The 13635-nt window shown below is 69.3% G+C and carries 14 protein-coding genes; 13 read left to right on the top strand and 1 reads right to left on the bottom strand.

Going from position 1 to position 13635, the window contains the following annotated elements:
• Positions 1–30 precede the first annotated feature (30 nt).
• The 10 genes from RIB98_07755 (at position 31) to RIB98_07710 (ending at position 11718) form a co-directional block, all read left to right on the top strand.
• Entirely contained in the window at positions 31–717 is a 687-nt protein-coding gene (locus RIB98_07755) for a 50S ribosomal protein L25 (GenBank protein ID MEQ8840860.1), read from the top strand.
• Between the two features lie 20 nt (positions 718–737).
• Positions 738–1352, top strand: a complete 615-nt coding sequence (pth, locus tag RIB98_07750; GenBank protein ID MEQ8840859.1) for an aminoacyl-tRNA hydrolase — start codon at positions 738–740, stop codon at positions 1350–1352.
• A 2-nt stretch (positions 1353–1354) separates the two neighbouring features.
• Positions 1355–4834 carry a transcription-repair coupling factor gene (mfd, locus tag RIB98_07745; GenBank protein ID MEQ8840858.1) on the top strand — a complete coding sequence of 1160 codons (3480 nt, stop codon included), beginning with the start codon at positions 1355–1357 and terminating at the stop codon, positions 4832–4834.
• Between the two features lie 40 nt (positions 4835–4874).
• A complete protein-coding gene (locus RIB98_07740; GenBank protein MEQ8840857.1) occupies positions 4875–5867 on the top strand; it encodes a peptidylprolyl isomerase in 993 nt (330 codons plus the stop codon).
• Positions 5868–5872: 5 nt separating this feature from the next.
• Positions 5873–7324: a nucleoside triphosphate pyrophosphohydrolase gene (gene mazG / locus RIB98_07735; protein ID MEQ8840856.1), complete on the top strand. Its 1452-nt coding sequence runs from the start codon at positions 5873–5875 to the stop codon at positions 7322–7324.
• A 154-nt stretch (positions 7325–7478) separates the two neighbouring features.
• Entirely contained in the window at positions 7479–8759 is a 1281-nt protein-coding gene (gene eno / locus RIB98_07730; GenBank protein ID MEQ8840855.1) for a phosphopyruvate hydratase, read from the top strand.
• A gap of 9 nt (positions 8760–8768) precedes the next feature.
• Positions 8769–9089, top strand: coding sequence for a hypothetical protein (locus RIB98_07725; protein MEQ8840854.1), 321 nt, complete (start codon positions 8769–8771; stop codon positions 9087–9089).
• A 69-nt stretch (positions 9090–9158) separates the two neighbouring features.
• Positions 9159–10115, top strand: coding sequence for an ATP-binding cassette domain-containing protein (locus RIB98_07720; protein MEQ8840853.1), 957 nt, complete (start codon positions 9159–9161; stop codon positions 10113–10115).
• Entirely contained in the window at positions 10112–10924 is an 813-nt protein-coding gene (locus RIB98_07715) for an ABC transporter permease (protein MEQ8840852.1), read from the top strand. Before RIB98_07720 ends, RIB98_07715 begins: the two co-directional genes overlap by 4 nt.
• The gene (locus tag RIB98_07710; GenBank protein MEQ8840851.1) at positions 10921–11718 is read left to right on the top strand and encodes an ABC transporter permease; all 798 of its coding nucleotides are present in this window, start codon (positions 10921–10923) and stop codon (positions 11716–11718) included. The genes RIB98_07715 and RIB98_07710 overlap by 4 nt, the downstream gene beginning before the upstream one ends.
• Here RIB98_07710 and RIB98_07705 read toward each other — a convergent pair.
• Positions 11715–12188, bottom strand: coding sequence for an Lrp/AsnC family transcriptional regulator (locus tag RIB98_07705; protein MEQ8840850.1), 474 nt, complete (start codon positions 12186–12188; stop codon positions 11715–11717). The two genes, RIB98_07710 and RIB98_07705, sit on opposite strands and share 4 nt — an antisense overlap.
• A gap of 114 nt (positions 12189–12302) precedes the next feature.
• Here RIB98_07705 and RIB98_07700 point away from each other — a divergent pair, with 114 nt between their 5' ends.
• The 3 genes from RIB98_07700 to RIB98_07690 are packed head-to-tail and all read left to right on the top strand — an operon-like array spanning position 12303 to position 13616.
• Positions 12303–12464, top strand: coding sequence for a hypothetical protein (locus RIB98_07700; protein ID MEQ8840849.1), 162 nt, complete (start codon positions 12303–12305; stop codon positions 12462–12464).
• A 37-nt stretch (positions 12465–12501) separates the two neighbouring features.
• The gene (locus tag RIB98_07695) at positions 12502–12816 is read left to right on the top strand and encodes an XdhC family protein (GenBank protein ID MEQ8840848.1); all 315 of its coding nucleotides are present in this window, start codon (positions 12502–12504) and stop codon (positions 12814–12816) included.
• Between the two features lie 2 nt (positions 12817–12818).
• Positions 12819–13616 carry an XdhC/CoxI family protein gene (locus RIB98_07690; GenBank protein ID MEQ8840847.1) on the top strand — a complete coding sequence of 266 codons (798 nt, stop codon included), beginning with the start codon at positions 12819–12821 and terminating at the stop codon, positions 13614–13616.
• Positions 13617–13635: the final 19 nt, after the last annotated feature.

The following is a 13635-nucleotide window of genomic DNA, read 5'->3' as shown; positions in this document are numbered from 1 at the left end:
CGCCGTGCCCTTTCCAGGAGCCGAGAAATCATGTCAAACCAGCTGCTGCTTGCCGCCGAGACCGGCCGTGACGAGGGCACCCGCTCCTCGCGTCGACTCCGTCGGGAGGGCCGCGTGCCCGCCGTCGTCTACGGCCTCGACGCCGACCCCGTCACCGTGTCGGTCGCCTGGCCCGACCTGCGCGCCGCGCTCACCACCGATGCCGGCACCAACGCCGTGATCACCCTGGAAATCGACGGCGTCGAGCAGCTGTCGATCGTTCGTGACATCCAGCGCCACCCGGTGCGGCGCGACGTGATCCATGTCGACTTCCTTCGGGTGACCGCCGACCAGCAGATCGAGGCCGAGGTGCCCATCGTGCTCATCGGTGAGGCGCTCGAGGTCACCCGGGCCAACGGCATGGTCGACCAGACCCTCTACCACCTCACCGTGTCGGCCAAGCCGGCCGAGGTTCCCGACGAGATCGAGGTCGACATCTCCGAGATGGTCCTCGGCGATTCCATCCATGTCGGCGAACTCGCCCTCCCGTCCGGTGTCACCACCACGGTCGATGCCGAACTCGGCGTCGCCCACTCCGTCATCACCCGCTCCACCATGGAGGCGATGGCCGCCGAAGAAGCGGCCGAGGCCGCCGAAGAAGAGGCAGCCTTCGAGACCGAGGGTGGCGGCGACGCCGACGGCGGCGCCGACGAGGCCGACGCCGACGGCGACGACTGAGAATCGGTGGGCGACCGCTGATGGTCGGCCGTCGTCAGAGCCAGCGCCGAGGTACTCCGGCCGACCTTCTCGTGGTCGGCCTCGGCAACCCCGGGCCCGACTATGCCCAGACCCGGCACAACGCCGGGGTGTGGGTCATCGACGAGCTCGTGGCCCGTCATGGGGGCAAGCTCAGCCGCGGCCGACGCGAACATGCCGACTCCGACGAACTGCGAGTGGGTGACAAGCGCCTCGCCGTCGCCGTGCCCACCACCTACATGAACGAATCGGGTCGGGCCGTGCTGCCGCTCGTCCGCCGCTTCGGCATCGACGACTTCTCGAAACTGGTGATCGTGCACGACGAACTCGACCTGCCCGTGGGTCGGCTGAAGGTGAAGTTCGGTGGAGGCCTCGCCGGCAACAACGGACTCAAAAGCGTGCGGGCCCACCTGCACTCCGACGAATTCGCGCGGATCCGCATCGGCGTGGGCAAGCCGGAGGCGGGCACGATGAAGGGCTCGGACTATGTGCTTCGGCGTCCGGCCCGCAGCGAACGGCCCGAGCTCGATCGCGTCGTCGGAGTCGCCGCCGACGCCGTGGAACACCTGCTCGACGCCGACATCGAGGCGACCATGAACCGCTTCAACGCGAGCTGACCGTGTCGACCCTGCCACCGGCCAACGACCTGCGAACCCTGCTGCCCCTGCTGGCGACCGAGCCCTCGCTCGACCGTGTCCTCGGTCGCCGTGAAGCGGTGATCGCTGTCCCCGATGCCGCCCGCGCGTTCGCCATCGCCGGGCTCGCCAACGCCGCCGGCCGTACGCCCGTCCTCGTGGCGACGGCGACGCAGAACGAGGCCGAACGATTGGCGGCCGACATCGCTGCGGTGCTGGGCGAGGACGAGGTGGCCCACTTTCCCGCGTGGGAGACGCTGCCGTTCGAGCGTGTGAGCCCCGCGGTGGAGACCATGGGCTCCCGCCTTCGCACCCTGCACCGGCTGCGTGACCCGGCCACCGCGCCGGCCGTGGTGGTCGCCGCGGCGCGGGCCCTCGTGCAGCGTCTCGATCCCGATGCGGCCGTCGATCCGATCATCGTCGGCAGCGGCGACGTCGTCGATCCGGTCGAGCTGGTCGCCGAGCTCGTCGGTCTGGGCTACCGACGCGAACATCAGGTGGAGCACCGCGGTGAGGTGGCCGTGCGGGGCTCGATCGTCGACGTGTTCCCCAGCACCGCCGAGGCGCCGGTCCGCATCGACCTGTGGGGCGACGAGGTCGACCGGCTCACCGAGTTCTCGGTCGGCGATCAGCGCGCGACGATCGCGGTCGCCGAGGTCGAGATCTACCCCTGTCGGGAGCTGCGTCCGGGCGACCGGGCCCGCGCCCGGGCGGCGGCCCTCGTCGCCGAAGAACCCTGGGGCCGCGAGCAGTGGGACCGCATCGTCGACGGCCAACTCTTCGACGGCATGGAGTCGTGGCTGCCGTGGCTGGTCGACGAAGAGGTCGTCCTGCCCGATCTGGTGCCCGGCGACGGGCTGATCATCCTGGTCGAGCCCCGAAGGATCCGAGACCGCGCAGCCGACATCGGGTCCGAAGAGGCCGATCTCGCGGGTTCGTTGGCGAAGACGTGGGACGTCGATGCCGACGGCGTCCACCGCCTGCACCTGCCCTTCGACCGCCTTCTGGCGAAGGCCGATGCGCCCTCGTGGTCGATGCTCCCGGTGGCCGACGGTCCGTCCACGCCGTCGATGGCGGCCTCGGGCTGGGAACCGGTCGTGGGCGACATGACCCCCACCGTCGCCCAGATCCAGGGGCTGCTGGCGAAGGGCTATCGCGTGATCGTGGCCGCCGACGGTGCGGCCAGCGCCGATCGACTGTCGGCCCTGCTCTCCGACCACGGGGTCGAATTGGCGCCGGCCACGGTCGACACCGACCTCACCGAGCCCCGCGGGCATCTGGTGTCGGTGGCCCTCGAACGCGGCGCGGTGATGCCCGATCTCCAGCTCGCGGTGTTGGCCGAGACCGATCTCACGGGCCGCCGGCGCACCCATCGGCGGGCGAAGACCCGCAAGCGTGATGCCCAGAAGTTCTTCGACGATCTCCGCGAGGGGTCCTATGTCGTGCACCAGCAGCACGGTGTGGCCCGCTTCGGCGGCATGGTCACCCGGGCGATCAACGGCAGCGACCGCGACTACCTGCTGCTCGAGTACCGGGGGAGCGACAAGCTCTACCTGCCCTCTGACCAGATCGAGTCGATCCGCCTCTACAGCGGCGGCGAGACTCCCACCCTGTCCAAGATGGGCGGTGCCGACTGGCACACCGCCAAGGCCAAGGTGCGGTCGGCCGTTCAGGAGATCGCCCAGGAACTCGTGGTGCTCTACCAGACCCGTGTGCACGCCGAGGGCCACGCGTTCGCCCCCGACACGCCCTGGCAGCGAGAACTCGAGGACGCGTTCCCGTTCCAGGAGACCCCCGACCAACTCCACGCCATCATCGACGTGAAGGACGACATGGAACGCGTGGCGCCCATGGACCGGCTGGTCGTCGGCGACGTCGGATTCGGCAAGACCGAAGTGGCTGTGCGGGCTGCGTTCAAGGCGATCCAGGACGGCATGCAGGTGGCGGTCCTCGTGCCCACCACACTGCTCGCACAACAGCACCACGCCACGTTCCGGGAGCGCTTCGCGCCCTACCCCGTACGGGTCGAGGTGCTGAGCCGCTTCCTCACGAATGCGCAGGCCAAGGTGGTCGTCGACGGGGTGAGGAACGGTGAGGTCGACCTCGTGATCGGCACCCATCGTCTGCTGTCGCAGGACATCGAGTTCAAGAACCTCGGGCTGCTGGTGGTCGACGAGGAACAGCGGTTCGGTGTCTCGCACAAGGAGCAGATCAAGTCCCTGCGCACCGACGTCGACGTGCTCACCCTCACCGCCACGCCGATTCCGCGCACGATGGAGATGAGCCTCACCGGCATCCGCGACATGTCGCTGCTCAACACCGCGCCGGCCGATCGGCAGCCGATCCTCACCTATGTCGGCGAGTACGAGGAACGGGCGGTGTCCGAGGCGATCCGTCGCGAGCTGCTGCGCGAGGGACAGATGTTCTTCGTGCACAACCGGGTGCGCGACATCGAACACGTCGCCGAACGGCTCCGCGGGCTCGTTCCGGAGGCCCGCGTGGCCGTCGCCCACGGCCAGATGGACGAGGGCACGCTCGAGCGGGTGGTGATCGACTTCTGGGAGGGCAAGTTCGACGTCCTCGTGTGCACCACCATCATCGAGTCGGGCATCGACATGCCCTCGGTGAACACGCTCGTCGTCGACCGCGCCGACCTCCTCGGGCTGGGCCAACTCCACCAGCTGCGTGGACGGGTCGGCCGGGCCGGTCAGCGGGCCTACGCCTACCTCTTCCATCCCGAGGATGTCGTCCTCAGCGAGGAGGCCTACGAACGGCTGAAGACCATCGGCGAGGCGACCGAGCTCGGATCCGGCTTCCGCATCGCCATGCGCGACCTCGAGATCCGCGGTGCCGGCAACCTGCTCGGCACCGGGCAGTCGGGCCACATCGCGGCGGTCGGCTACGACCTCTATTGCCAGATGGTGACCGAGGCCGTGGCCGAACTGAAGGGCGAGAAGCCGGCAGAGACGGTCGACATCGCCATCGAGGTGCCCGGCGACGCGCACCTGCCCGACGACTATGTCACCAAGGAGGCCACTCGACTGGAGGCCTACCGGCGCCTCGCCAACGTCGAGACGGTCCAGGCGCTCGACGATGTGCGGTCCGAGTGGCTCGACCGTTTCGGTCCGATTCCCGCGCCGGCCGAGGCGCTGCTCAAGGTCGGCCGTCTGCGGGTGGAGTGCGTGCGCTCCGGGGTCCGCGAGGTCACGGTCACGAAGGGGCCGGGGTTCGGCGGCCCCGATCACGTGGCCCGCATCTCGCCGGTGGCGCTGCCCGAGAGCCGCCAGGTGCGGCTCCAGCGGCTCCATTCGGGGAAGGGCTCGGGCAACCAGGCGATCTACAAGGAGGGCATCGGCGAGATCCAGCTGCCGTTGTTCAAGAAGAAGGGCGCCGTCGTCGATCAGTTGGCCGAGATCCTGGCCGACCTGCTGCCCGACCTCGAGCCGGCATTGGCCGAGGCCTGACCCCGGTTCGGGGTCGCGGCGCGGATAACCTGCACGACTCGTGAGCCTCATTCGATCCCGCATCCGACTCCTGGGCGCCCTTCTGGCCCTGATCCTCCTCGCCGCCGCCTGTGGAAGCGATGCCGACGTCGCGTCCGTCGAGGGCGGCGACACGTTGACCCAGGACGACGTCGACGACCTGCTCGACGAGGGCGACGACGTTGCCGATGCAGACGACACCGGGCTTTCGGACGACACCGTGTCGACCGATGGCGACGCCGCCACGGTGGGCGACGAGAGCCTGTCGGGTGCCGATGTGGCCGAACTGGCCGATCAGCCCGGCGAGGGCGTCATCGAGCGGGCCGCCGCGGCGGAGGTCATCACCACTTGGGCCCGCAACGAGATCTGGTACGCCGCCGTGGCCGAGGGCGGCTTCACCGACATCCAGCCCTATCTCGACACCGCCCGTGCCGAGTTCGACGAGTTCGTCGCCGCCAATCCCGACGCCGGACTGCCGCCCGCCGACTCCGCCGCCGCCTTCGAGCTGATCCGGGCCCAGGCGCTGGCCCCGCTGGTCACGGACTACATGATCGAGGTCGAGGGCCACGAGATCGAATGGCCGTTGCAGCTCTGCTCGAGCCACATTCTGCTGGAGACCGAGGAAGAGGCGCTCGCCGTCATCGACCGTCTCGAGGCCGGTGAGGCATTCGCCGATCTCGCCGCCGAACTCTCCCTCGATGGCTCCGGCGCAGGCGGTGGCGACCTCGGCTGCGTCGACCCCGCAGGATTCGTGCAGGAGTTCGTCGACGGCGCCGCCGCCCTCGGCGGCCCGGGCGTCACGCCGCCGGTCCAGAGCGAGTTCGGCTGGCACGTGATCGAGGTTCGGTCCTTCGACGCGACCCCGTCGGACGACCCGATCGCCATCCAGAACGCGGTGCTCGGCTCCGACGACTTCCTCGAGTTCCAGTCCACGGTCATCGAGCGGGAGGTCACCGTTGATCCCCGCTACGGCGTGTGGGACTCGGTGTCGGCGTCGGTCGTTCCCGGCAGCTGAGCACGATGGGCACGATCACGATCGTCGGGCTCGGTCCGGCTGACGCGTCGCTGCTCGCACCCAACACGCTCGACGCACTGGCCCGCCACGAACGTCGATTCCTGCGCACCGTCGTCCATCCGGCGGCCGCCGCGGTCGTCGACGCCACGGCGTTCGACGAGATCTACGACGCCGCCCCTGATTTCGCGACCGTCTACGAGGCGATCGCCGAGCGGCTGATAGCCGAAGCCGCCGACGGCGACCTCGTCTATGCGGTACCCGGGTCGCCGCTGGTGCTCGAACGCACCGTCGAGCTCTTGCGGGCGGCCGAGAACGACGGTCGCGTCGTGCTCGACATTCTTCCGGCGATGTCGTTCCTCGATGTCGCCTGGGCTCGTCTGCGGATCGACCCGGTCGAGTCGAGCGTGCGGCTCATCGACGGTCATGTGTTCGCCGAGGCCGCGGCCGGCCAGACCGGTCCGCTGCTGGTCGCTCACTGCCACTCCGCCCAGGTGCTGTCCGACATCAAGCTCTCGCTCGACGACGGACCCACGGTCGTGGTGCTCCAGCGGCTGGGCCTGCCCGACGAGCGCATCTTCGAGATGCCGTGGCACGAGCTCGACCGCGAGGTCGACGCCGACCACCTGACCTCGCTGTGGATCCCCGAGCTCGAGACACCGGTGGCCGCCGAGTTCGCCCGTTTCGAGGAGCTCGTTCGCGTGCTGCGTGACGAGTGCCCGTGGGACCGCAAGCAGACCCACGCCTCGCTGCGCCAGCATCTGCTCGAGGAAACCCACGAGACCCTCGAGGCCATCGACGCCCGGGCCGCGCGGTCCGACGACGAGGTCGACGACGAACTCGACACCCATCTCGCCGAGGAGCTGGGCGACCTGCTGTACCAGGTGTTCTTCCACGCGAGACTTGCCGCCGAACGCGGATCGTTCACGATCGCCGACGTGGCCGAGGGCATCCACGACAAGCTCGTGACGCGCCATCCACACGTCTTCGGTGACACCCAGGCCGGTGACGCCGACCAGGTGGTGAGCAACTGGGAAGAGCTGAAGCGGGCCGAGAAGGGCCGTGCATCGGCCATGGACGGCATCCCGCCGGCGCTGCCCGCGCTGCTGCTCGCGCTGAAGGTGCAGACACGGGCGGCCGGCACCGGATTCGACTGGAAGGGCGGACCCGAGGTCGCCTACGCCGATGTCGAGGACGAGCTGGCCGAGGTGCGTGACGATCCGAGCGAGCACGAGGTGGGCGACCTCCTGTTCGCGGCCGTGCAGGTGGCCCGGCGACTCGACCTCGACCCGGAGTCCGCGCTGCGTGGCGCGGCCCAACGGTTCCAGCAACGCTTTCGCGTCGTGGAGGAACTGGCGGCGGCGGCCGGAACCGACCTCGCCGAGGTGGCCGGTCGACCCGACGGCGAAACCCACCTGGGTGACTTGTGGAGCCGGGCCAAGGAGCGCGAGACTCACTGACGTTCCCACGGTGGCCGGAGGCGACATGAACCCCGGCGATCGCGCGGATCGCGCGAATACCTCACGCTGCGCGCGATGGCCGGTAACATCCGTTCCGATTCTCCGCCGTCCACGCGTTCCCGCCGCAAAACATTTCCGTAGTGAGGTACCCCCAGTGAGCACCATCGAACGAGTCCACGGCCGCGAGGTCTTCGATTCCCGGGGCAACCCGACCGTCGAGGTCGAGATCGAGCTCGACTCCGGGGCGATCGGTTCGGCGATGGTGCCGAGCGGGGCATCGACCGGCGCGTTCGAGGCCGTCGAGCTGCGTGACGGCGGCGACCGCCTGGCCGGCAAGGGCGTGCTCACCGCCGTCGGGTTCGTCAACAGCGAACTCGCCGACGCGGTCGTCGGGCTCGACGCCGTCGATCAGCGCGCGGTCGATGCGGCGCTGCTGGCCGTCGACGGCACCGACAACAAGAGCCGGGTCGGCGCCAACGCCATCCTCGGCATCTCGCTGGCCGCGGCGAAGGCGGCGGCCGCCGAACTCGAGATCCCGCTGTGGCGCCACGTCGGTGGAGCCAACGCCCACGTGCTGCCCGTGCCGATGATGAACGTGCTCAACGGCGGCGAACACGCCGACAACTCCGTCGACTACCAGGAGTTCATGTTCATGCCGGTGGGGGCGGCGTCGTTCTCCGAGGCGATGCGCTGGGGTGTCGAGTCCTACCACGTGCTCAAGAAGGTCCTCCAGGACCGTGGTCTCTCCACCGCCGTGGGCGACGAGGGCGGGTTCGCCCCCGACCTCGGCTCCAACGAGGAGGGCCTCCAGTTGCTGATCGAGGCGATCGAGCTCGCCGGCCTCACGCCGGGCACCGACATGGCCATCGCCATGGACGTCGCCTCCACCGAGTTCTACGCCGACGGCGTCTACACGCTGGCCTCCGAGGGCCGGAAGCTCAGCTCCGACGAGATCGTCGCCGAGTACATCGGTCTGTGCGAGCGCTACCCGATCGTGTCGATCGAGGACGGCATGGCCGAAGACGACTGGGACGGCTGGAAGAAGCTCACCGACGAGTTGGGCGACCGCTGCCAGCTCGTGGGCGACGATCTCTTCGTCACCAACACCGAGCGCCTCGCGCGCGGCATCGAGACTGCGACCGCCAACTCGATCCTGGTGAAGGTCAACCAGATCGGTTCGCTCACCGAGACGCTCGAGGCCGTGGAGCTCGCCACCCGCAACAGCTACACCTCGGTGATGTCACACCGCTCCGGTGAGACCGAGGACAACACGATCGCCGACCTCGCCGTGGCCACCAACTGCGGCCAGATCAAGACCGGCGCGCCGGCCCGCTCGGATCGTGTCGCCAAGTACAACCAGCTGTTGCGCATCGAGGAACAGCTCGGCGAGGCCGCCGCGTTCCGGGGCCGGGCCGCGTTGGCCGGTGGATCGTGAGGTGCGCGCATGTCTGAACAGAAACGCGCGCCCCGCAGCGGCAACGTGGTCCGTACCGGACTCTTCGCGGTCACCCTTGCGGTCGGCGTGAGTCTCGCCGCGATCCCGGTCGGCAACTGGCTCGACCAGCGCTCCGAGGTCGACGACGCGAGGGCGCGCCACGAGGAACTCGTCGCGGAGATCACCGGGATCGACAACGACATCGAGGCCATCGTCGGCGAGGAGGGCCTCGAGATCGCAGCGCGGTGCTACGGCCCGTTCGTCGAGGTCGGCGAGGAGCTCTACGCGGTTCCCGGTCTCGACGGCTGTGTGACGAATCCCACGCCCTGAGCGGACCTCCATCGAGAAGGTCGGCGGGGCCCGGCGATACCGTGGCGTGATGCTTTCAGGGGGACCGTCATGAGCACCAAGCCGGTGGTGGCCGAGGGCCTCGTCCGGGAGTTCGGTGATCTGCGGGCCGTCGACGGCATCGACCTCGAGGTCGACGCCGGCGAGATCTTCGGTTTCCTCGGTCCGAACGGGGCCGGAAAGTCCACCACCGTGCGGATGCTCGTCACCCTGCTGCGACCCAGTGCCGGTGTCGCCCGGGTCGCCGGATTCGACGTGGTGAAGGAGCCCACGGCGGTGCGGCGCTCGATCGGTGTGGCCCTGCAGGACGCGGCGATCGACCCGCTGATGACGGGTACCGAGCTACTCCGACTCCAGGCCATCCTGCACGGCCTCGGCGGCAAGGTCGCCGATCAGCGGTGCGGGGAGCTGCTCGAACGGGTCGGCCTCACCGCCGCCGCCGATCGACGGGTGGGCAACTACTCCGGCGGCATGCGGCGTCGGCTCGACCTGGCGCTGGCCCTGATCCACCGGCCGATCGTGCTGTTCCTCGACGAGCCCACCACAGGCCTCGACCCCACCAGCCGTCTGGCCGTGTGGGAAGAGGTGCGCAACCTCAACAACGAGGGCACCACGGTCTTTCTCACCACCCAGTACCTCGAGGAGGCCGACCAGCTCGCCGGACGGATCGCCATCATCGACGGCGGCCGGATCGTGCGCGAAGGCGATCCGACCACCCTCAAGGACCAGGTGGGGGAGCCCACGCTGCGGCTCGAACTCGCCGACTCGGTCATGGAGGACACGGCCACCCGGGTCCTCGCCGGTTACGGCGACCCGCGACCCGCGCGGGAGGGCCGGCTCGCCATCGGTCTTCGCGGTGGTGCCGCCCATCTCGCCGACGTCGTGCGGGCCCTCGACGAGCAGGGCGTGGCCCTGGCCCATCTCGAACTCGATTCACCGAGCCTCGACGACGTCTTCGCCGATGCCACCGGCCGGCGCCTCGAGGGCGCCGAGGCCGACTCGACATGACCGCCGCGGTACTCCAGGACGCGCGACCGCGGTTGCGGGTCGGGGCCGAGCAGGCGTGGGCGTTGACCACACGGGCCACGCTCGCCACCGCCCGCAACCCGGCCAACTGGCTCCCGGGCCTCATCTTCCCGCTGGTGATGGCCGCTGTCTACGCCGCCCAGTTCGCCGATGCGACCGCGCTTCCCGACTTCCCCGAAGTCGACTCGTTCCTCCAGTTCATCCTGCCCAGCGCCATTCTCCAGGGCATCGCGTTCAACTCGGCCAACGCCGGCAGTGACATGGCCACCGACATCGAGACCGGGTTCTTCGACCGTCTCATCTCGAGCCCCGTGGCCCGTCAGTCGATCCTCATCGGCCGCGTCGGCGGCGCGGCGGCGTCGGCGGGTTTCCAGTCACTCGTGCTCATGGGCATCTTCCTGCTCTTCGGTGCGCCGGTGAAGAGCGGTGTGGCGGGCGCCGTGGCGCTGGTGATCATCAGCGTGCTGCTGGCCGTCGCCCTGGCCGGCTTCGGCTTGATGGTGGCGCTGCGCACCGGCAGCCCGGAGGCGACGCAGGCGATGTTCCCGCTCATCTTCGTGGCCGTGTTCGTGTCGTCCGCGTTCTTCCCCACGGCCTTGATGAAGGGCTGGTATCAGCAGGTCGCCGAGGTCAATCCCATCACGCTGATCGTCAACCCCACCCGCGAGCTGGTGATCACCGGGTGGAGTTGGGCCGACTTCGGTCAGGCGGTGGGTCTGACGGTCCTGGTCGCCATCGTGTCGCTGAGCCTCTCGTATCGGGCCTATCTCTCGCGGCTGGCCGACGCATGACGGCCGTCGACGCTCGCCCCGGCAACTACGCCGCGACGCTGCCGACGATCGGCGCGATGGCCCGCCGCAACCTGATCCGGCTGCTGCGGATGCCGGCGATCCTCGTGCCGATGATCGTGATGCCGCTGTTCTTCGTGATCGCGTTCACGGGCAGCTTCGACGGGATCTCCCAGGTCGACGGCTATCCCACGGACAAGGTGATCAACTGGGTGGCGGCGTTCGCGCTCCTGCAGGGTGCGTCGTTCGCCGGAGTGGGCACCGCCGGCGCGGTGGCCAACGACCTCGACAACGGGTTCATCGACCGCCTGCTGGTCAGCCCGATCCGCCGCAGCTCGATCCTCGTGGCGCCGCTGGTCTACACCGCGGTCCGCGCCGTCATCCCGATCACCGTGGTCATCGTGGCGGCGTTCGTCCAGGGCGCCGATCACCCGGGTGGCCCGCTCGGCATCCTGCTGGCCTTCGTCGGTGGCGTCGGCGGCGCACTGGTGCTCGGCGCCTTCGGCCTCGCCGTCGTGTTGCGCATGGGCGACATCAAGGCGATGGCTGTGGTGCAGATGGTCTCGTTCCTGTTGATGTTCCCGTCGATCGGTCAGGTGCCGATGGCCCTTCTCCAGGGATGGATGCGCACCGTCGCCCGCATCAATCCGGTCACCAACGTCATGCGCATGATCCGCCAGGGATTCATCGGCGACGTCACCTGGGCCGAGACGTGGCCCGGTCTGCTGGTGATCGTCGTGGGCTTCACGGGCTTCATGGCGTTGGCTCGCTACGAGCTCGAACGCCGCAACCCCTAGTTCTCCTCGGTCGGGCCCATCGGCACCGGGCGCACCGGCACGGGGGTCGTGGTCACGACGCTGGTGATCGTGTCGCCGAACTCCCAGAACTCCTCGACCACGTCGTTGAGGTGGATCATGTCGCGCACGCGCACCCGCATCACGTGGCTCTCGCTGCCGGTGACCCGCACGCACTCGACGACCTCGGGCAGCCGACGGGCCAGGTCGTCGACGCCGGTGGACCGCGGGCCGGCGGAGTGCACACGGATGACCACGAGCAGGGGGAAGCCGAACGCGCACGGGTCGATGACGGCCTGATAGCCCGAGATGATCCCGTCGCGCTCGAGGCGACGGACCCGGTCGGTCACCGCGGGGGCCGACAGCCCGACGCGTTCGCCCAGTTCGCGAAAGCTGACCCGACCGTCGTGGGAGAGTTCCTGCAGGATGTGACGATCGATGTTATCGACGTCTTTCTCTTCATAGCGTGACATGGGTCGAGGGTATCATGGTCAGATCGGGCATGAGCCTTGAAAAAAACGGGCCGCCGCCACAGTTTGCCTCGATAACCCCCGAAACGACGGTGATCGATTCGTTACGATGAATCCATGATCACCTCCACCGACATCGCCGGCTTCGACGCTCGTTTCGCTGAGCTCGCTCGCCGTTGGGACCACCACCAGAACCTGCGCCGCAGCGGCGCCTCCGTGCCCGAACTGGCCCGCAGCCGCCAAGCGCTCGACGCCGCCCGCGCCGGCTTTCGGCGCTGATCGCGAACCCACGCCCCGCAGCAGGCATGCTGGGGACGTGAAAGAACTGTTCGCCGATCTCGACCGCTGGCGTGCCGCCGGCGCCCGAGTGGCGATCGCCCGGGTCGTCGACCTCGACGGGTCGGGCCCGCGCCTGCCGGGAGCGGCCATGGCCGTCAACGAGCACGGCGAGGTCACCGGTTCGGTGTCGGGCGGCTGTGTCGAGGGCGCAGTGGTCGTGGATGCCCTCGACGTGATCGAGACCGGCGATCGCCGGCTCGTCACCTTCGGATTCAGCGACGACGAGGCCTTCGCCGTCGGGCTCACCTGTGGCGGCACGATCCACCTGTTCCTCGAGCCGCTGGACTGGTGAGTGTGAGCGAGCCGTCCATCTACGATGCGTTGCGCGACGCGGTGGTGGCCGAGACCCCGGCCGTGCTCGCCACCGTCGTCGAAGGTCCCGGCACCGGCGCGAAACTGCTGGTCGTCCCGGGCACGGGTCCCGAGGGAATGGGTTCGCTGGGGAATGCCGACCTCGATCGGGTCGTCGCCCGCGATGCGCGGGGTGAGCTCGCCGCCGGCCGATCCGGGATCCGCCACTATGGCGAACACGGCGAGGCTCGCGAGGGGACGGTCGCCGTCTTCATCGAGAGCTTCGCCGCGCCGCCGCGGATGGTCGTGTTCGGTGCGGTCGACTTCACCGCCGCCCTCGCCCGGGTGGCCAAGGTGCTGGGCTATCGCGTGACCGTGTGCGACGCCCGTGAGGTGTTCGCCACGCCGGCCCGGTTCCCGATGGCCGATGAGGTGGTCGTCGACTGGCCCGATCGTCTGCTGGCCGAGATCGGCGACGAGCTCGGCCCTCGAGATGCGGTCTGCGTGCTCACCCACGACGCCAAGTTCGACGTTCCCGCGGTCACCGCGGCGCTGGCCACCCGCGTGGGCTACATCGGTGTGATGGGCAGCCGTCGCACCCACGACGACCGCACCGCCCGGTTGCGCGAAGCCGGTGTCGACCAGCCTGGTCTCGACCGTCTGCGCTCACCGGTCGGACTCGACCTCGGCGCTCGCACGCCCGAGGAGACCGCCATCTCCATCGTCGCGGAGATCATCGCCCACCGCACCGGCCGAGAGGTGAATTCCCTCACCGACACCACCGGCCCCATCCACCCCTGACCCGCGCTCCGGAGGTGAG

This window comes from Acidimicrobiales bacterium (genome assembly GCA_040219515.1).
Lineage (GTDB): Bacteria > Actinomycetota > Acidimicrobiia > Acidimicrobiales > Aldehydirespiratoraceae > JAJRXC01.
The sequence above is the reverse complement of the archived record's forward strand: the minus strand, read 5'-3'. Positions and strand labels throughout refer to the sequence as shown.

Coding starts and splice junctions, on each gene's coding strand:
- RIB98_07700 (MEQ8840849.1), top strand. CDS start 12,303: ATGATCACCTCCACCGACATCGCCGGCTTCGACGCTCGTTTCGCTGAG.
- RIB98_07715 (MEQ8840852.1), top strand. CDS start 10,112: ATGACCGCCGCGGTACTCCAGGACGCGCGACCGCGGTTGCGGGTCGGG.
- RIB98_07755 (MEQ8840860.1), top strand. CDS start 31: ATGTCAAACCAGCTGCTGCTTGCCGCCGAGACCGGCCGTGACGAGGGC.
- RIB98_07725 (MEQ8840854.1), top strand. CDS start 8,769: ATGTCTGAACAGAAACGCGCGCCCCGCAGCGGCAACGTGGTCCGTACC.
- RIB98_07720 (MEQ8840853.1), top strand. CDS start 9,159: ATGAGCACCAAGCCGGTGGTGGCCGAGGGCCTCGTCCGGGAGTTCGGT.
- mazG (MEQ8840856.1), top strand. CDS start 5,873: ATGGGCACGATCACGATCGTCGGGCTCGGTCCGGCTGACGCGTCGCTG.
- RIB98_07710 (MEQ8840851.1), top strand. CDS start 10,921: ATGACGGCCGTCGACGCTCGCCCCGGCAACTACGCCGCGACGCTGCCG.
- pth (MEQ8840859.1), top strand. CDS start 738: ATGGTCGGCCGTCGTCAGAGCCAGCGCCGAGGTACTCCGGCCGACCTT.
- RIB98_07705 (MEQ8840850.1), bottom strand. CDS start 12,188: ATGTCACGCTATGAAGAGAAAGACGTCGATAACATCGATCGTCACATC.